Raw genomic sequence first — 17,144 nt, 5'->3', positions numbered from 1 at the left:
GCCATGCACGATCGGGCAAGGCAATTAGCCACTATCGTGACTACACTCCTGTGACCGAAGCCGCGAAGGCTGGCCTCAGGCCTGCAAAGGAGTGCGCGTGGTTCCCTCGTCCGCAACCCGCCAACGGGGCGCGATCGGCCTGATGGCCGTGACTACCTTGGCCATGGCCTTGTTGTTCCTGCTGGTGGTGCTCGACAGCGGCCGGCTTTACCTCGAACAGCGCAAGTTGCAACGCATTGCCGACATGGCGGCGCTGGAAGCCGCCGGCCAATACGCCTTGTGCAGCGGCAGCGGCCCCCAGGCCACGGCCATCGCGCGGGTTGCCGCCACCCGTAACGGCCATGCAGCCGACGACCCGTTGGTGGCCAGCTGCGGTTATCTGCAGACCGGCGCCAACAGCCTGCGCACCTTCACCAGCGACAACACCCGCAGCGAAGCGATCAGGGTGGACGTCAGCAACACCGTCACCACCAGCATCGCCGGCGGTCTCTATACCCTGGTCCAGGGCAGCGGCGTGCCCCTGACCACCACCTTGCACGCCCACGCGGTGGCGTCGAAACCGTTGCCGCCGCAGGCCATGCTGAGCATTCGCACCACGCTGGCCACGGTCGATTCGCGCCAGTCAGTGTTGCTCAATGCCTTGCTCGGTGCCCTGGGCGGCAGCGTGCAGCTCGACCTGGCCGGCTGGAAAGGGATCGCCGCCACCAACATCAACCTGCTCAGTTATCTCGACCAGCTGGCCGTCGACCTGAAATTGCAGGTGGGTGACTACCAGCAGTTGCTCAAGGCCGACGCCACTGCCACGCAACTGCTGCAGGCCGCGGTCAAGGTACTGCAGCAGAGCGGCGCTGCCGTCGATGTGGTGACCAACCTGGGCAAACTGGCGTTGGGTACCAGCAACGGCACACTGCTGAACCTGGGCGACATCCTCGATATCCAGAACGGCACCGCCCAAGCCGGCCTGGATGCCAGCATCCAGTTGCTGCAGCTGGTGCAGGGCGTGATCCAGCTGGCGGCCAGCCAGAGCGCTGCCAATGCCGATCTGCCGCTCAGCGTGCTGGGCCTGGTCAATGGCCGGGTGCGCCTGAAGGTGATCGAGCCGCAACAGATTTCGGCCGTGGGCGACCCACGCACGGATGAACTGCGCGTGCACACTGCGCAGGTGCGGGCGATGATTTCGCTCGACCTGCCGTTGCTGAACACCATCTTCGGGCTGGTCAACGCCGTGCTCGACCTGGTCTCGCCCCTGACCAACGTGCTCAACAACCTGCTCAGCCTCAACCTGGCATCGACCCTGGAATCGGTGCTCTGCCTGCTGGGGGTGCCGTGCACGGTGACCGATATCATGCTGGTCCCCGACAAACTCCAGCTGGACATCGGCCTGGAGGTCGCCGAAGCCACGACGCGCCTCGACCCGCTGTCTTCCGATACCTTCAGTTGCTCGCCCAAGCGCTTGACCACCCGGGCGCAAAGCTCTGCGGCCAAGCTTGCGGTGGGGCGTTTCGAGTCCACCACGGCGTTCTTCACCACCGGTACTACCGCGGTCAAGGCGTTGCCATTGATCGACATCGGCACCAAGCGCTGTACCAAGCTGCTGATCCTCGGCACCTGCGAGGCGCGCATACCTTACGCCGGCGGCGGCCTGGGTTTGCGGGTCGACAGCAAGTTGCTGGGCAGCGGCCCCTTGGAGCACTCGCTGGTGTTCCAGGCACCCACCAGTGAGCCGCCGAACATCGGCCAGCCCGCCGCCTACCTGAGCATGCGCACGATCAACGACAACGTGGTTGGCAGCCTCAGCGACACCTTGCTGGGCGTCCAGTTGCAGGCATTCAAACCTACCGTCAACAGCGGTCTGGGCGACGTCCTGGTGATCGTCGGCAACGTGCTCACCGCGGTCAAAGGTATTCTCGACCCGTTGATCAAAGGCCTGCTCAGCCCGCTGATCGACCCGATACTGAACGTGCTGTTGAAAGTGCTGGGTATCGACCTGGTCAACGCCGAGGTCGGCGCCAACCTCAGTTGCTCCAACGGCCGCGCTCAGTTGGTGCTGTAGACCGGTAGCAGCACGCGGAAACACGCGCCCTCTGTGCCGTTGACTACCTCCAGCCTGCCGCCCATGGCCTCGACGATAGCGTGGCTGACCGACAGCCCGAGCCCGGTACCCACGCCGGCGGGTTTGGTGGTGAAGAATGGCTCGAAGAGGCGCTCGAGCAGGCGCGGGTCGATGCCGCCGGCGTTGTCTTCCACCAGCAGGCACAGTTGCCCTGGCTCGATGTGCTGGGTCACACGGATCCGCGGGTTGGCAACCTGCCGTTCGAGCAAGGCGTCCCGGGCATTGACCATCAGGTTGATCAGCACCTGTTCCAGCTGGTCTTCATGGCCCAGTACTTCCGGGCACAGGTCCGGTTCCTCTATCTGCAAGGCCAGCCCCTTGCCGCGCAACCCTTCGGCCAGCAGCGCCACTGCGCCGTCCACCGCAACCCATGCCGCAAAGGCCTGGCGTTCGACTTCAGAGCGGCGCCCATAGGTGCGCAGGTGCTCGACCAGGCGTGCAGTACGCTCGACCTGGGCGTCGATGCGCTGCAGCTTGCCTGTCAGGTATTCGATGTCGGCCTCACCGCTTTGCAGGCGCTTGAGGGTATTGGCCACGGCCAGCCGCATCACATTCAGCGGTTGGTTGATTTCATGCACCAGCCCGGTTGCCAGTTCGCCCAGGGTGGCCATCTTGGCGCCTTGCAGCAGTTGCTGCTGGCTGTGCCGTACCTGCGTGTTGTCGCGCCCCACCGCCTGCACTTCCAGCAGTTGCCCGTGTTCATCGAACAGCCCACGCTCGGCCCATACCCACCATGCATGCCTGCGCCCCGGCAGTTGCAGGCAGACCTCGGCGCTGCTCAATGGCTGCTGTGGGGTCAGCGCCGCCAGGCGCTGCACGAACGCCAGGCGCTGGCTGTCGGACATCCACTGGCCCAGGTTCATCTCGATCAGCTGTTCCGGCGCGCATTCCAACTGTTCGGCGAGCGGCCGGTTGCCGAACAGTAGCTGCAGGTCCGGGGTGTAGCGGCAGATCATCGCCGGTGAGTCTTCAACCAGCACCCGGTAACGCTCCTCGCTCTGGCGCACACGTTCGGCGGCTTCGGTCGCTTCGCTGACATCCAGCCACAGGCCGACCACCTCGACGGGTTGGCCGAGGTCATCACGCAGCAGGCGGGCTTCGTCCAGTACCCAGTGGTAGCCCCCCAGGTGGTCACGCAGGCGATAACGGCTGCGTACCTGGCCCTCGCGCAGCAGCGTGCGTGTGCGTTCGAGCCAGATCAGGCGGTCATCCGGGTGCACCGCCTGGCCTGGCTGGCGCGACAGTTCGCTGTCCTTGGGCCAGCCCAGCATCGGCGCCAGGCTGGCGCTGAAAAACTCGCTGTGCAGCGCACCGTCGGCATAGCGCTGGATGTAGATCACCGCAGGTGAACTGGCGATCAGGTTCTCCAGCCGCGCGCGGGCGGCCCCGGCTTGAAGCTCCTGGGCCTTCAGCGCGCTGATGTCGAGCAGAAAACCGCGCGCCTGCCGGCCATGCCGCTGCCCGACCCAGTGCAACCAGCGCGGGGTGGCCACGCTGTCGGCTTCGTGCAGCCGCAGGCTGAGGCTCAGGGCAACGCCATCGCGCAGTTGCTCCAGGGCCATGTGCGCAGCCTCGCGGTCAGCCGGGTGCAGGCGCGACAACCATTGCTCGATGCTGACCTCGCACGGCAGGCCAAGGCTTGCGGCCAGGGCCGGGTCGAAATGCAGGGGGCCTTGCACGGGCCACTCCCACCAGCCTGCGCCCAGTTGCTGCTGCAGTTCGTCGAGGTGGCGCGAGCGTTGCTGCAGCTGGTACTGGCGAAGGCGGGCCAGCAAGGGTTCGAGCAAGGCTTGCAGCAGCGCCTGGGCTGCCTCTGGTGCAGGGGGCAAGCGTGCGCCCGCAAAGAGCAACCAGGCTTGAGTGGCATGGCCGTGGCTGTACGGCAAGAGCAACAACGGCAACCCGGCACACGATGCCCGCCATTGCGCCGAGTCTGGCTGCACCTGGTGGAAGCGGGGTGGCAACGCCTGCAGCCAGGGTTGCAGGCGTTCGTCATCGGCCCAGGGCCAGTCGCCCTCGCTGCAGGCGTAGCTACGCCAGCCTGATTCGTCCGCCAGCAGCAGGCGCACCGAACCTGCATGCCAGTGCTCGGCCAGGCCTTGCAGTTGCTCGGCGGTAGTCTGCGCCAGCCATTCTTCGCTGCAGCCACGCACGGCCTGGCCCATGTCGGCGGCCAGTTGGCGCACGGTCAGCCATTGCGCCTGCCGATCGCCCTGGCGCAGCAGGTCGCCGATATCGAACAGCTGCAGCAGCCAGCCGACAGCCTGCCGTTGCAGCCAGCCGCGGGTGTGCAGGGCCTGGCCGTGCACGGTATGAAAGTCCAGATCCAGGGCTTGCCCTTGCCAGTCGGCGGGCACGCCTTCGAGCACCAGCCAGCTGTGCCGGTACAGGTAATCATGCACCCGGGGGCGCGCCTGACTGGGCACGGCCAGCACCGTGCGCAACGGCCCGGACAGCCGCAGCACCTGCCCTTGATCATCCAGCCACACCTGCAGGCCGACGCTTTGCGGCAGTTCGGTTGCCGGCTCCGCGGCGTGGCTGCCACGCCAGCGATCGAACAGGCCGCTCACAGCTGCAGGCTCGCTTCAGCGCGCAGGGTCGCGGGCAAACGCGGCACCTCGCCAATCAGCGGGACCACCAGCAGCGGCAATACATTGATCAGTTTCGCTTTCGGATAATTGATCGTCACGGTGAGGACCTTGTTTGCACCGAGGGTTACCTGCGCATCGCTGGCGGGGCGAAAGTCGAGCGCGGCGGGCATCCAGGCCAACTGCTGGCTTATCACGCTGCGGGCAAGGGTTTGTACATCGGTGGCATAGCTCGCGCTGTTCGGGTCGAGGGCGACGCAGCGGCGTACCGCCTCGCTGCTGGCCTGGTTGAACGACTGCAGCATGAGCATCGGCAAGGTGTAGCTGACCAGGCCGTAGAACACCGTGAAAAAGATCATGAAGACGGCGACGAACTCCAGGGCTGCCGCGCCTTTTTGCCGTGCTGCCGGGCCTGCTTGCATGATTGCGTCTACCCTGACGATGAGTCCTGACTGACAGCATAGAACCGTTCGACGAACAGGGATGGCCAATTGCCAATATCCAGCATTGCCCTGCTAGCATGGCTTGCCTTGTGCAGCGGACAAGATGTCCGCGAACGGCAGATTTCCAACGTCCTGACGCTGGGCGTCGCCGCCTGTGCCCTGGCGTGGCTGGCGTTTACCGGGCGTACCTGGGTCGGTGCCCAGGCCACCGATGCTGGCTGGGCACTGGCTATCGTGCTGCTGCTCACGCTACCTGGCTACGTGCTCGGACGCTTTGGTGCCGGCGACGTCAAGTTGCTCGCTGCACTGGCTTTGGCCACCAGCCAGGATTACCTGCTCGGCACGTTCATCGGGGCCGGAGCGGCGTTGCTGGTATGGGCGCTGGTGCGGCGGTTGCTGGGGCGCGGGGCAGGGCGCGCGGGTGAAAAACAGCCGTTCGCGCCCTGTGTGCTGGCGGGTTTTCTGCTGACCAGCGCCTGCCTTCAGTGATGCATGGGGTGTCAGTTGTTCGACTCGGTCACCTTGGTCCAGCGGTAGAAATCCGGGATGGCGTACTTGTAGGTTTCCAGCCATCGCTGCTTGGACAGGTCGCGCTCGCGCGCCGTTTGTACCTGCAAGCGGGGCGAAGCCTGCTCGCCGCTGGACTGCACCCGCAGCAGCGCTTCAGTGGCCGTCAGCGCTTCGCGTGGCTGGCGTGGGGTGTCATCGGCCGACACCATCGATACGCTGGCGCAGCAGGCCATCAGCATCACATACCTGATCATGACCTTCTCCTTTCCCTCAGTTGACCATTACACCGGTGCCACTGGCCGAGGCAATCGGCCCACGCCCGTTGGCCTTTATCTGGCTGGCGCGGGCCTGGGCTTCGGCAAACTGCACAGGTTTCAGCCGCAGCCGGCCGACCAGGTCAGTCGCTTGCTGCCAGTTGTCTTGCAGCAGCGAAAGGGTCACCAGGTTGACGGCTGGCAGCGGGTTGTCATCCTTGAGTTCCATGGCGGTGAGGAATTCGAACCGCGCCTGTTCGTACCGGCCCAGGCTCATCAGCACCACGCCCAGGTCGTTGCGCACCCGCTCGTCGGTGGGGGCAAGGCGCACCGCACGCTGCAGATTCTGCAAGGCCTGTACATCGTCACCCCGGGCCGAGGCAAGTTGCCCGAGGCCATGCTCACCCTCGGCGGCAAGGCAGCCGCCGAGCAGGCTGCGGTACTGCGGTTCGGCCTCGCCGAGCCCGAGCAGGCGCGAGACCCTGGCCTTGCGCAGGCGTACCTGGTCGAGGGCGTCTGGCAACTGCTGCAGGTGCGCGAGGCTGGCGTGCGGGCGCCCGTCGTTGAGCATCTCGTCTGCCAGGTTCAGCGCCAATTGCTGGTCGGCGTCAGGCTTGCCGCAACTGGGGGTACCGAACAGTTGCCCGAGCCCCTCCGGCGGGTGCCCGGCGCAACCGGCCAGCAGTATCAGGCTGGCCATCAACAGCATTGCTTTCATCCATCACTCCCTAGGGGCCCAAGGCCCGCGCCAAAGCGGAAAACCCCGGCCCAGCCAAAACAATGAGCAACGCCGGGAAGAGGAATACCATCATCACGGCTGACATCTTTGCCGACATTTTCGAAACCCGTTCCTGCATCCGCGTCAGGCGCCGGTCGTCCAGGAGGTCCTTGAGCGCCAGCAGCGACTTCATCGCGCCACTGCCCTGCACCAGCAACTGCTGGAGAATCACGCAGGTATCGATGAACTCGTCCACCGCCAGAACGCGTGCGGTCTTCTCCAGCTCCGGCCCCAGCGCCAGGCCCGAGTCCACCCGTTGCAGTACCTGGCGCAGCTCGTCGCTGATCTCCGGCACCAGCGCTCGGCCTTCCTGGCTCAGCACGCGCAGCGCCTGCTCGACGGCAAGGCCGGTTTCGAAGAGGATGCGCAGCAGTGGAATCAGCAGGCTCACTTCCAGAGCGATGCGTTGCTGGCGGCGCGTGGCGGCCACCGCCAGCAAGCGCTTTGGCAGCAGGTAGCAGGCCCCCAGTGCGCACAACGGCCAGATCAGCCAGTGCACCGCGTCACCGCCCATCACGCCTTGCTGCAAGATCAAGGTCAGCAGCAGCGCGACCAGCGGCAGCCCCAGTTGCACGGCGGCGAACAGCGCGCGCTGACGGCTGCGGCGCCAGCCGACGCGGTCGAGCAAGGCCTGGGTTTCACCGTCGAGCTTCTGCAAGCGCTGCCCCAGTGGGCTGCTGCCCAGCCAGTGCAGCCAATCCCCCAGGCGTTCATCGCGTGCCAGGCGGCCTTGCAGCCGGCGGGCGACCAGGTAACGGGCGCGCAACTGGCGAGCGGCCTGCAGGCCAAGCAAGGTGGCCGCGATCAAAAGGCACAGGGCGCACAGCAGCAGGGCCATGGTCACAAGCTCCTCATCATGCGCCACAGCACCAGGCAGCCAAGCGCCTGCAGGGCGAAAGCCACCAGCAGCATCATCTGCCCGGCGCTGTCTTGCCACATGGCCAGCAGGTAGCGCGGGTTGGCCATCAGGAAGTAACCGGCCATGCACAGCGGCAAGGCGCCGAGCACCATGGCGGTGATGCGGGTTTCGCCGGTCATGGCCTTGAGCTGGCGGCTGCCTTGTTCGCGCTCGCGGATCAGCTTGATCAGGTTCTCCAGCAGCTCGCTGGTGTTGCCGCCGTAGCGCCGGTTGATGCGCAACCCCAGGGCGAACAACCGCAGTTCGTCCTGGCCATACAGCTCGGCCAGTTCGTTCACGGCATCATCCAGCGGTACCCCCAGCTGCACGTTGCGCCGCACCCGGGTCATGGTCGAGCGCAACGGTTCGCGGGTGCTGTCGATGCCGCCGAGCACGGCGTCGTTGAGGGTGCGGCCGGCTTTGAGGCTACGCACGCTGTAATCCAGCAGTGCAGGCAATTGTTCGACCAGCTGCCGCACGCGCTGCCGGTACAGCCAGCTGAGGGTGAAATAACCGAGCAGCGGCAGGCTCACCAGCATCATCAGCGCGGCCACCCAGCCGGAGGCGAGCAGCGCCAGCAGCACCAGGCCGAACCAGGCCAGCAGCCAGCGCCGCGGTTGCCAGTCGGCGGCGCCAAGCCCGGCACGCTGCAACAACGGGTCGAGCCAGTCGCGCCGTGCGTTGCCGTTGCGTACCACCTGGAAGGCTCGCCCCAGGCGCTGGAGAACCCGCTGTTCGCTGCGCTTGTACAGCCCTAGGCGAAACAGCATCAGCGACACGCCCAGCAACAACGGCGACAGCGCCAACAGCACGGGCCCGATCACAGCACACCTTCGTTGCGCAGCTTGCTGCCAGCAGGGTTGGGCGCTTCACGCAGGAACACGTCGCCGCCGCGGCGGTCGAGGCGGAACAAGGTGTTGGTCACGTACACGTCGTCGCGTACGCCGACCACCTCCAGCACTTCACTGACGCAGCGCCGGCCATCGGGCAGGCGAGTCAGCTGGATGACCACGTCCAGCGCCGCGCAGATCATCTGCCGCAAGGTCTTTTCGGCGATCTGTCGCCCGCTCAGGCCGACCAGGGTTTCCAGGCGCAGCAGCGCATCCTGCGCGGTGTTGGCGTGCACCGTGCTCATCGAGCCATCGTGGCCGGTGTTCATCGCGGTGAGTACATCGAGTACTTCGGTGCCGCGGATCTCGCCCAGGATGATGCGGTCCGGGCGCATGCGCAGGGCGTTGCGGATCAGCTCGCTGGCCTTGATCTCGCCGTGCCCCTCGGCATTCGGCGGGCGGGTTTCCAGGCGTACCACGTGGGGGTGGTTCAGCTGCAGTTCGGCGACGTCCTCGATGGTAACCAGGCGCTCGCGCGGGGCGATCATCTGGCTGAGGATATTGAGCAAGGTGGTCTTGCCGGTGCCCGTGCCGCCGCTGACCAGGATGTTGCAGCGCCGGCCAACCGCGCGTTCGAGGAAGTCGAAGATGTGCTGGTCGATGGCGCGGGTGGCCAGCAGGTCGGCACTCTTGAGCATGTCCTGGCGGAACTTGCGGATCGACAGGCACGGGCCATCCAGCGCCACCGGCGGGATGATCGCGTTGACCCGGCTGCCATCGGGCAGGCGTGCATCGACCATCGGCGACGACTCGTCCAGGCGCCGCCCGAGCGGGGCGAGAATGCGCTGCATGACGCGCTCGACGTGGTGAGCGTCGATGAAGCGCAGGTCGGTCTGCTGCAACTGCCCGGCGCGTTCCACGAATACCCGGTGCGGGCCGTTGACCAGGATTTCGGTAACGCTGGCGTCACGCAGCAGCACCTCCAGCGGCCCGAAGCCGGTCAGCTCATCGACCAGTTCTTCTGCCAGGCGCTCCATTTCGTAGCGGGACAAGGCCAGGCGCAGGCGCGCGACGTAATCGCCGACCTGCTCCAGCACGAACTGGGTCAGTGCCGGGCGCGCGCCTTCCAGCAAGTTGCGGCCACTGTCCTCGATGGCGTCGATGGCGAAGCGGTGCAGCGCGCGTTTGAGCGCATAGGGGTCGCTCGCGCTGTGCTGGTGGCCGCCGAAAGGCAGGTCGCCGTTCATTTGCTGCCCCACAGCCGGCGTAGCCAGGTGAAGGCCGGTGGCGGGAGGTTTTCCGAACGCAGCGCCAGGCGTTCACCCAGGCTGCGCAGCGCCTGGGTCAAGTTTTCCCGTGGGGCCAGTTCGAACAGGCTCAGGCCCTGGTTCTTGACGTTCAGCCGCACCTCGGGGCTGTCGGGCAAGACCTTGAGCAGCGGCAGGGCATAGCGCTTGGCCAGGCTGTCGGCGTCGGGGGCGACGTTGTTCAGGTAACGGTCGACCAGCAGGCTGGCATGCTCCAGCTTGATGCCATGGTCACGCCACAGCTCAAGCACTTCCAGGTTGCGCCGGCAATCGATGATGTTCTGGTCGGTGTAGACGATGAGCTTGTCGCAGTGGCTGACGATGGTGCGCAGCGCTTCGCTGTCGGCATGCCCGGTCAGGTTCACGACAATGTGCTGGAAATGCTGACGCAGGGCACTGAGCAGCATGTACAGCTCGGCAGGGCTGGTCAGGTGCAGCGGCTCGTCGTTCACCGCGCAGGTCAGCAGGCGCAGGCCTTTCTTGTCGCGAGTGAAGGCACTGTCGATCAGCGTGGTGTCGAGCCGGCGCAGGTGGCGCAAGGCATCGCCGAAATAGAACGACGCCTCCAGCCCGAGCAGGGCCAGGCTGTCGCCGCGCGGCATGCCCAGGTCGAGCAGCAGGGTCTGTTGGCCGCTTTCCTGCACCACCCGCGCCAGGTGCGTGGTCAGCAACGCGCCATCGGCACCCGACTGCACCCCATACACCACGGTCAGCCCACCCAGGCTGGGGTTGCTGGTGACGGTCGGCATCCGCTTGCCCAGGCGCCGCACCAGCCCGGCCACTTCACTGGCGCGCGAGCCATAAGCGACGAAATCGCGGGCACCGGCGCGCATGGCATGCAGCACCAGCTGGTTGTCCAGGCCATCGCCGAGGGCGACGATCGCCAGCATCGGCTTGGCTTCCAGCACGCCCTCGATCAGCGCGCACTGAGTGACCAGTTGCTCACGGTCCAGGCCAATGAACACCAGGGTACTGAACGTGGCGTTGACCAGCGCCAGCAGTTCGTCGAGGCTGCCGGCATTGGCGCCGATCACTTGGCCCTGGGGGGCCAGCGCGCTCTGCAGCCATTGCAGGTCTTCTTCGTTGCGGGTAATGGCCAGGAAGGTCTGGTTGAGGATCTCGTTCATTGTGATAACCCGTTGCGGCCATCGAAGTTGCCGTTTTCCAGGAAGAACAGCCGGCCCCAGCTTGGGTCATAGGTGCGCAGCCCTTCGCCCGGCAGTTGCGGCAGGCGGGCATTGGCGGCGAGGGGTTGGACCAGGTGCGGGGTGACGATCATCAGCAGCTCGGTTTCTTCGCGCACCAGTGCCGACTGCCGGAAGAACGCACCCAGAATCGGCAGGTTGCCCAGCCCTGGGAGTTTGTCCACGGCCGAGCGGGTGTTGTTGCCGACCAGGCCACTGATGATGAAGCTCTCGCCATCGGCCAGGGAAATACTGGTGTCGGTGCGCCGCACGCTCAGGCCCGGTACCCGCGTGCCGGCGATGGTCACCGCATTGGTGTAGTCGAGTTCGCTGACTTCAGGGGCGACCTTCAGGGTGATGCGGTCGCGGCTGATCACGGTCGGGGTCAGGGCCAGGCGTACGCCGAATTCCTTGTACTCGATCGAGACGTTGTCGCTGCCGGAGCTGGGGACCGGGATGGGGATTTCACCACCGGCCAGGAAGCTTGCCGTCAGGCCGCTGAGCACGGTAAGGCTGGGCCGCGCCAGGGTGTAGGCGAAGCCGCTGTTCTCCAGTGCGTTGATGGCGGCCAGGAAGCGGCTGCTGCCGCCACCCCAGACGATGTTGAAGACGCCGTCGTCGAGTGGAATCAAGGGTGGCACGATCGGCACTGCACCAGGGGTCACCGAGGTACCCGGCACGGTGCCCGGCGAGCCGATCAGGCTGTTGTTCGAGCCGCTGAAGAACAGCCGCGCGCCCGCCTCCTTGTACTTGGTGCGGCGCACTTCGACGAAGCGGATGTCGGCCTGTACCTGGCTAGGCAACTGAGGGTCGAGCGAGGGCGGCAGGTTGTGTTCGGCCATGTCGGCACTGGCCTGGCCCTTGACGAACAGCATGGCCCGGTGCGGGGCGGGGGCGCAGGCTGTCCACAGCATGAGGGTGGTATTGCCCTGGCTCACGGCGGTCACCAGCACGGCGCGGTCACCGCTGGCCTGCACATCGGCGACCTTGGGGTCGCCGACGGCGGCCCGGGTGATCGTCAACGGCAGGCGTAGCTCCTGTTGCAGCCCTTGGTCCATTTCGATGACCGAGGGCAACTGGCTGAAGGCTTCGCAGCCTTTGCTGGCGGCATGGGCCTGTGGCAGCAGCGCCGCCGTGAGCAGGGCCAGGCACGCAGGGCTGAAGAATCGTCTTGAACTGCAACGCTCGGAACTACGCATACTGCATCCTTGCCTTGTCAGGGTGTCTTGTTGGCGTCGGCGGCCTGCGCCCCACGAATGATCTGCATGCTCGCCACGGCAGGCGCCTGGGCGGTATTGGCCAGCGGCGACTGGGACAATTGGCTGAACCGGTAGAGTTCACGCTTGATGCTCTCTACCTGCGGTTGGCTCTCTGCCTCAGCCCAGTAGCGGGCCAGGCGCTGTTCGTCGGCACTGCGCACGGCCAGGCGCAGGGAGCCCACCTGGGCCGCCAGCATCAGCCGGCTGGCCAAGGCTTCGGGCACGGCCAGGACTACGGTGCGGGTAGTGGAGCCAAGGCTGTTTGAAGTGGCCTGCTCGCGGCGGGCCTTTTGTTCTTCGGCGGTTTGCGCCGGGCGCCCGTCATTGGCCAGGCCCATCTGCTCGCCGACGCTGAGCACACGCAGGGCAGGTAACACCACCTGGGCCGAGGACTGCGGGTTGTTGGCCTCTTCACGCAGGAAGAGCAGCACGTCGACATAATCGCCCGGGTGCATTTGCCCCGCAGCACCGACCACGTCGTCCACGCCCACGGCAACCGCGCGCTCGTGCACGCGGATCATCCGCGACAGCGGCCCGCCAGCCTCGAAGCTGGACGCGTCGAGCCAGCTGCCTGCTGCCAGGGGCCGGGTGCTAGTGCGTCCCAGCACCTGTTCGATAGCCTGGAAGCCCCCGGCGGGCACCACCTGCAGGCGCTCGACTACCACGTCGTCTTCGGTCACTGGCGTATTGGCGGGGAGGGCCTTGCGCAGCACCACCAGGGGGGAGCGCTGAGGCTCCGGCGGTTGCGGGGCAGGCGGTGCGATCACGGCGGTGGGCTGGTCGACTTCGCTGGCGACGGGTACAGGCGGCGCGACAGGGCGGCTCAATACAAACCCCCAATAGCCGGCCAGCAGTGCCCCCAGCAGGAATAGCGCAGCCAGAACCATGGTCAAGCGACTGCTCATCTCTGGCCTCCCTGCGCGGATCGAGTAGTGGCAAAAAGTTACTATTTCGCTATTGGACGGTAGCTCAACCCTTACTCTTCGCCATGAGGCCGGCGGAAATTTTTCAAGCGGTGCTGCAAACCTAATAAATACAGCCGGTTAAAGGGATTCTTCAGGGCTAATACTTTACGGCTAATACTGGCCGACTAATACTTTTTTACATTTGCAGACGCCGCAGGCTTGGCGATCCTTTGATGGCAAATAGGCGTCACTTTGACACCATTAACGCCGGCGCTGTCGCCGCAAGGAGCTGGGTCATGCTGCTGAACAAGATCACTCTTCACTGCAAGAACTTCCTGCACCGCAAGGACGGGGCGTCCGGTATCGAGTACGCGGTTATCGCGGCGATGGTGGCGGTAGCCCTGGCGGCGTTCGTCACCCCCATTTCGGGCAAAATTGCCACGATGTTCACCACGATCTCGGGGATTCTGTAACTCACAAGCTGACGTCCACGTAACGCCATCAACGCACCCGGTGAACAGGAGCCACCCATGCAGAACTCTTCCTCGCGTCAGCAGATTCTTTTGGTCGATGACGAGGAAGAGCACCTGCTCGAGCTGGCCGAACTCTTGGAAAACGAAGGCTACTACTGCCATACCGTAGGCTCGGTGAAAGCGGCCCTGCAAGTGCTCACCCGCCACCCGGACGTTGCCCTGGTGATCACTGACCTGCGCATGCCGGAAGAAAGCGGCATGGGCCTGATCAAGCGCCTGCGCGATCACACCTTCCGCCAGCACCTGCCAGTGATCGTCATGTCGGGGCATGCCAGCATGGATGACGTCAGCGACCTGCTGCGCCTGCAGGTGCTGGACTTCTTCCGCAAGCCCATCTACCACGCGCGGTTGCTGGAAACCCTGGAGAATCTGTTTCCACAGCCTTTGCTGCAGGCGGTCAAAAACTGACCTGGTTTAATGGCAGAGATAGGTATTGGGGCCGCTTTGCGGCCCATCGCGACACAAGGCCGCGCCTACAAGGTCCGCGCATGCCCTGTTTACAGGTGCATCACGCGGTCGGTGCAGGAGCGGCCTTGCCGGGGCGCCGGACCGGTCGGAAAGGGCCGCAGAGCGGCCCCGGCATTTTCAAGTGAACGCGACTGGCAAAGCTCAGGCGTCAGGGTCACTCAGTTCCAGTACGCCACGCTTGCTGCGCAGTTTGCCGTAGAAGTGTTCCAGCGCATTGTTCAATTTGCTGGCAGCACCGTCGACCGCCTGGTCCAGCGAGGTCGCGGTGTGGGTCACGGAAATCGGTTGATGGCCTTTGGGGCGAGCCTCCATCTGGCAGCGTTTGTCATGCGGCCCGGGCTTGGCGCCGTTCTCGTCGCGCAGGTGCACCTCGATGCGGGTGAGGTCTTCCTCGTAACGTTCGAGTGTGGCTTCCAGCGTACTGCGGACCCACTCGTTGAGACGGATGTTGCCTTCGATATGGTTGCTGCTGTTGACCTGGATTTGCATGATTCAATCCTTATTCAGCTTGCTCGCATGGAGGCGTGCCTAGGCCCTTGAGGCCCTTGGAATTTCTTCGCCTCTTGACTCTAAGGTCAGGCAACCGAGGAACGAATTCAAGCCCTTTCTGAAAATAAATTTCTTGTAGCAAATCCACATGAAGGGCCGCAACGCGGCCCGCCATTCGATCAGAACGCTACCGACGTCTGCACATAGACCGTGCGCGGCTCACCCACGTACTTGCCCTTGTTGTTGTCATCGAACGAGCGTGTGTAGTACTCGCGGTTGAACAAGTTCTTCACGCCCACCGCCACCTTCAGGTTCGACAGTTGCGGCCCGAAGTCATACCCGGCGCGGGTGCTTACCAGCATGTAACCGGGGATGCGCCCGGTGCTGCCGTCGGCGCTTTCGGCGCTGGTGTTGGCGTTGTCTGCATACTGGCTGCTCTGGAAGCTGCCATCCAGGTTCAGCTGCCACGGCCCCTCGGTATAACCCACCCCCAGCGTGCCCTTGTGGCGCGAAGAGAACGGCACTTGATTGCCTTTGTTCGGCCCATCTTCGCGGATGGTCGCGTCAACGAAGGCATAGCTGGCGTGCACATCGAAGCCGGCCAGCGCCGGGCTCAAACCATCCAGCGCATAGCGCACGCTGGTCTCGATGCCCTGGTGGCGCGTCTCGCCGCGGGCGATCACCGAATCGTTGGTCTGATTGCTCTCGTACTGGTTGTCGAAGTTGATCAGGAATGCACCGATCTCTGCCTGCAGGTCTCCGTTGTCGTAGCGGGTGCCCACTTCCCAGGTACGCGCTTTCTCGGGCTTCACCTCGCCACTGGTCACACGGTTGGGCATCTGGCTGTACTGCACGCTGCCGAACGAGCCTTCGGTGTTGGCGTACAGGTTCCAGCTGTCGGTCAGGTGGTACATCACATTCAACGCTGGCAAGGCCGTGTTGTAGCTGCCCTGGTAACGCTGGCCGCTGAGCTTGTTGCTCTGCTCGGAGTCGATCATCTCGTAGCGGATGCCCGGGGTGATGGTCCAGCGGCCGATGTCGATGCGGTCATCCAGGTAGATGGCGTGGGCTTCGGTGCTGCCACGGGTGTCGCGGTCGTTGCGGCTGGCGGTGGTGGGCAGGTTGCCGTTGACCGGTTCACGGAAACGCAGTTCGTGGCCGGCTTCGTTGACGTAGCGGTAGCCGATGCCCAGTTCGTGCCAGCTCTCGCCCAGGGCCAGGCCTTGCGAAAAGCGCGTCTCGATGCCACGCACCCAGTACTCGCGTGGCGACAGCGAAACGAAGCTGCCCTGGTCCAGGTAACCGCTGCGCAGGGTCTTGGTGAAGAAGCTGTTGACGCTGAACTGGCGGTCGTCCTGCTTGTAGTCGTAGCCGAAGTTGAACAGGGTACGGCGGCCCCAGAACTTGTCCTTCAGGCGCGTCGACTGGTAGGGGTCGGCATCGAAGTCAGCGCTGCTCAGGCCGCCCGGCATGTCAGCCTCGCCCTCGTAGTACTGGGCCATGGCGTGCAGGCTGTTGGCTTCGTCCAGTTGCAGCTTGCCCTTGAGGATCAAGTCGTCGATCTGCGTGTCGCTGTGCTCGCGCCAGTCGCCGCCACGCACACCGGAGTACAGCAGCGCCCCGCCCAGGCCATTGTCGTTGGTGCCACCGACCAAGAGGTTGGCGCTGTTCTTCAACCCGTCCTGGCTGGAGGATGGGCTGACCTGGTTTTGCATGGCGGCCTTGAAGGTCGCCTGCTCGGGGATGGCACGGGTGACGAAGTTGACGATGCCGCCGACGTTCTGCGGGCCATAACGCACGGCGCCGCCGCCGCGAACCACGTCCACCGCGTCCATGTTGCCCATACTGATCGGCGCCAGCGACAGCTGCGGTTGGCCATACGGGGCGAAGGGCACCGGGATGCCATCCATCAGTACCGTCGAGCGCGAAGCCAGGCGTGGGTTGAGGCCTCGGATACCGAAGTTCAGGGCCAGGTCATGGCTGCCGGTGCCGTTGTTGTCCGGGGCGTTGACGCCGGGCATGCGGTTGAGTACTTCGCGTGCCGTGGTGGCGCCGCTGCGTTCGAATTGCTCACGGCGCACCACGTCGCGGGCACCGGGGTGCTCGAAGACGTTGTCCTGCTGCGCCTCGCCCAGCCAGTCGCCAACCACGGTCGAAGCGCCGAGCTCTACGGCAGCACCCGGCTGAGCGGCATCGACGGGCTGCAGGCTGAAGGCATTGTCGGCCTCTTGCCTTGCCTGCAAGCCGCTGCCACGCAGCAGCGCGTCGAGGCCCTCGGTGACATCGTACTGGCCGTCCAGCCCTTGGCTGTTCAGGCCCTGGGTCAGCTGAGAGCCGAACGAGATCAGTGCACCGCTTTCGCGGCCGAACTGGTTCAGGGCATCTTCCAGGCTGCCGGCGGCGATGTGGTAGGTGCGCGCCTCGGCGGCGTGCAGGGCCGGCGAGGCAAGGCCGAGGCTGGTGGCGAGCAGCAGGGCGTGGACGAGGGGGCTGGGGCGCAGGGGCATGGGGCGGATCCTGTGAGAAGGGGTTCTGCCTTCTCTGTCACGCGAGGTTCAGGAAATGGCTCAGGTAATCGAAAAGTT

General features: G+C 65.1%; 16 protein-coding genes. 4 read left to right on the top strand and 12 right to left on the bottom strand.

All coding sequences use genetic code 11. The annotated features are described in order from the left end of the window. The first annotated feature begins 97 nt into the window (after positions 1 to 97). Positions 98 to 2,053: a pilus assembly protein TadG-related protein gene (locus ACNQPL_RS06015; RefSeq protein WP_416466211.1), complete on the top strand. Its 1,956-nt coding sequence runs from the start codon at positions 98 to 100 to the stop codon at positions 2,051 to 2,053. Here ACNQPL_RS06015 and ACNQPL_RS06010 read toward each other — a convergent pair. Next, positions 2,038 to 4,683, bottom strand: a complete 2,646-nt coding sequence (locus tag ACNQPL_RS06010) for an ATP-binding protein (RefSeq protein WP_416466210.1) — start codon at positions 4,681 to 4,683, stop codon at positions 2,038 to 2,040. The two genes, ACNQPL_RS06015 and ACNQPL_RS06010, sit on opposite strands and share 16 nt — an antisense overlap. Continuing rightward, positions 4,680 to 5,123, bottom strand: a complete 444-nt coding sequence (locus ACNQPL_RS06005) for a TadE/TadG family type IV pilus assembly protein (protein ID WP_416466209.1) — start codon at positions 5,121 to 5,123, stop codon at positions 4,680 to 4,682. The genes ACNQPL_RS06010 and ACNQPL_RS06005 overlap by 4 nt, the downstream gene beginning before the upstream one ends. 75 nt (positions 5,124 to 5,198) lie before the next feature. Here ACNQPL_RS06005 and ACNQPL_RS06000 point away from each other — a divergent pair, with 75 nt between their 5' ends. Beyond that, positions 5,199 to 5,633, top strand: a complete 435-nt coding sequence (locus tag ACNQPL_RS06000; protein ID WP_346614062.1) for an A24 family peptidase — start codon at positions 5,199 to 5,201, stop codon at positions 5,631 to 5,633. 11 nt (positions 5,634 to 5,644) lie between these two features. Here ACNQPL_RS06000 and ACNQPL_RS05995 read toward each other — a convergent pair whose 3' ends face one another. The 8 genes from ACNQPL_RS05995 to cpaB are packed head-to-tail and all read right to left on the bottom strand — an operon-like array spanning position 5,645 to position 13,069. Then, the gene (locus tag ACNQPL_RS05995) at positions 5,645 to 5,908 is read right to left on the bottom strand and encodes a DUF3613 domain-containing protein (RefSeq protein ID WP_387532220.1); all 264 of its coding nucleotides are present in this window, start codon (positions 5,906 to 5,908) and stop codon (positions 5,645 to 5,647) included. A 16-nt stretch (positions 5,909 to 5,924) separates the two neighbouring features. Next, a complete protein-coding gene (locus ACNQPL_RS05990) occupies positions 5,925 to 6,626 on the bottom strand; it encodes a tetratricopeptide repeat protein (protein ID WP_416466208.1) in 702 nt (233 codons plus the stop codon). Positions 6,627 to 6,636: 10 nt separating this feature from the next. Continuing rightward, complete coding sequence (locus ACNQPL_RS05985) at positions 6,637 to 7,524, bottom strand: type II secretion system F family protein (protein ID WP_416466207.1); 888 nt, start codon at positions 7,522 to 7,524, stop codon at positions 6,637 to 6,639. Between the two features lie 2 nt (positions 7,525 to 7,526). Beyond that, on the bottom strand, positions 7,527 to 8,408 hold the full coding sequence (locus tag ACNQPL_RS05980) for a type II secretion system F family protein (RefSeq protein ID WP_416466206.1): 882 nt from the start codon (positions 8,406 to 8,408) through the stop codon (positions 7,527 to 7,529). After that, positions 8,405 to 9,661 (bottom strand): CpaF family protein, encoded by a 1,257-nt coding sequence (locus tag ACNQPL_RS05975; protein ID WP_346613956.1) that lies wholly within the window; start codon positions 9,659 to 9,661, stop codon positions 8,405 to 8,407. The genes ACNQPL_RS05980 and ACNQPL_RS05975 overlap by 4 nt, the downstream gene beginning before the upstream one ends. Then, a complete protein-coding gene (locus ACNQPL_RS05970; protein WP_416466205.1) occupies positions 9,658 to 10,848 on the bottom strand; it encodes a pilus assembly protein in 1,191 nt (396 codons plus the stop codon). The genes ACNQPL_RS05975 and ACNQPL_RS05970 overlap by 4 nt, the downstream gene beginning before the upstream one ends. Continuing rightward, complete coding sequence (locus ACNQPL_RS05965) at positions 10,845 to 12,104, bottom strand: type II and III secretion system protein family protein (RefSeq protein ID WP_416466204.1); 1,260 nt, start codon at positions 12,102 to 12,104, stop codon at positions 10,845 to 10,847. The genes ACNQPL_RS05970 and ACNQPL_RS05965 overlap by 4 nt, the downstream gene beginning before the upstream one ends. Before the next feature lie 17 nt (positions 12,105 to 12,121). Beyond that, the gene (cpaB, locus tag ACNQPL_RS05960) at positions 12,122 to 13,069 is read right to left on the bottom strand and encodes a Flp pilus assembly protein CpaB (protein ID WP_416466203.1); all 948 of its coding nucleotides are present in this window, start codon (positions 13,067 to 13,069) and stop codon (positions 12,122 to 12,124) included. A gap of 296 nt (positions 13,070 to 13,365) precedes the next feature. On the opposite strand from cpaB, the gene ACNQPL_RS05955 reads away from it, so the two are divergent. Both ACNQPL_RS05955 and ACNQPL_RS05950 read left to right on the top strand, forming a co-directional pair. Continuing rightward, on the top strand, positions 13,366 to 13,542 hold the full coding sequence (locus ACNQPL_RS05955; protein ID WP_387532200.1) for a Flp family type IVb pilin: 177 nt from the start codon (positions 13,366 to 13,368) through the stop codon (positions 13,540 to 13,542). 57 nt (positions 13,543 to 13,599) lie between these two features. Beyond that, positions 13,600 to 14,010, top strand: coding sequence for a response regulator (locus tag ACNQPL_RS05950; RefSeq protein ID WP_416466202.1), 411 nt, complete (start codon positions 13,600 to 13,602; stop codon positions 14,008 to 14,010). Positions 14,011 to 14,211: 201 nt separating this feature from the next. On the opposite strand, the gene ACNQPL_RS05945 is transcribed toward ACNQPL_RS05950, so the two are convergent. Together ACNQPL_RS05945 and fecA are read right to left on the bottom strand one after the other, a co-directional pair. Continuing rightward, positions 14,212 to 14,559, bottom strand: a complete 348-nt coding sequence (locus tag ACNQPL_RS05945; RefSeq protein WP_016395445.1) for an HPF/RaiA family ribosome-associated protein — start codon at positions 14,557 to 14,559, stop codon at positions 14,212 to 14,214. Positions 14,560 to 14,738: 179 nt separating this feature from the next. Continuing rightward, positions 14,739 to 17,066 carry a TonB-dependent Fe(3+) dicitrate receptor FecA gene (gene fecA / locus ACNQPL_RS05940; protein ID WP_416466201.1) on the bottom strand — a complete coding sequence of 776 codons (2,328 nt, stop codon included), beginning with the start codon at positions 17,064 to 17,066 and terminating at the stop codon, positions 14,739 to 14,741. Positions 17,067 to 17,144 lie beyond the last annotated feature (78 nt).

Origin of the sequence: Pseudomonas sp. LFS044 (assembly GCF_047978245.1) — a bacterium.
In the GTDB taxonomy this organism is placed as follows: domain Bacteria; phylum Pseudomonadota; class Gammaproteobacteria; order Pseudomonadales; family Pseudomonadaceae; genus Aquipseudomonas.
This window is presented reverse-complemented; position numbering and strand designations above follow the sequence as displayed.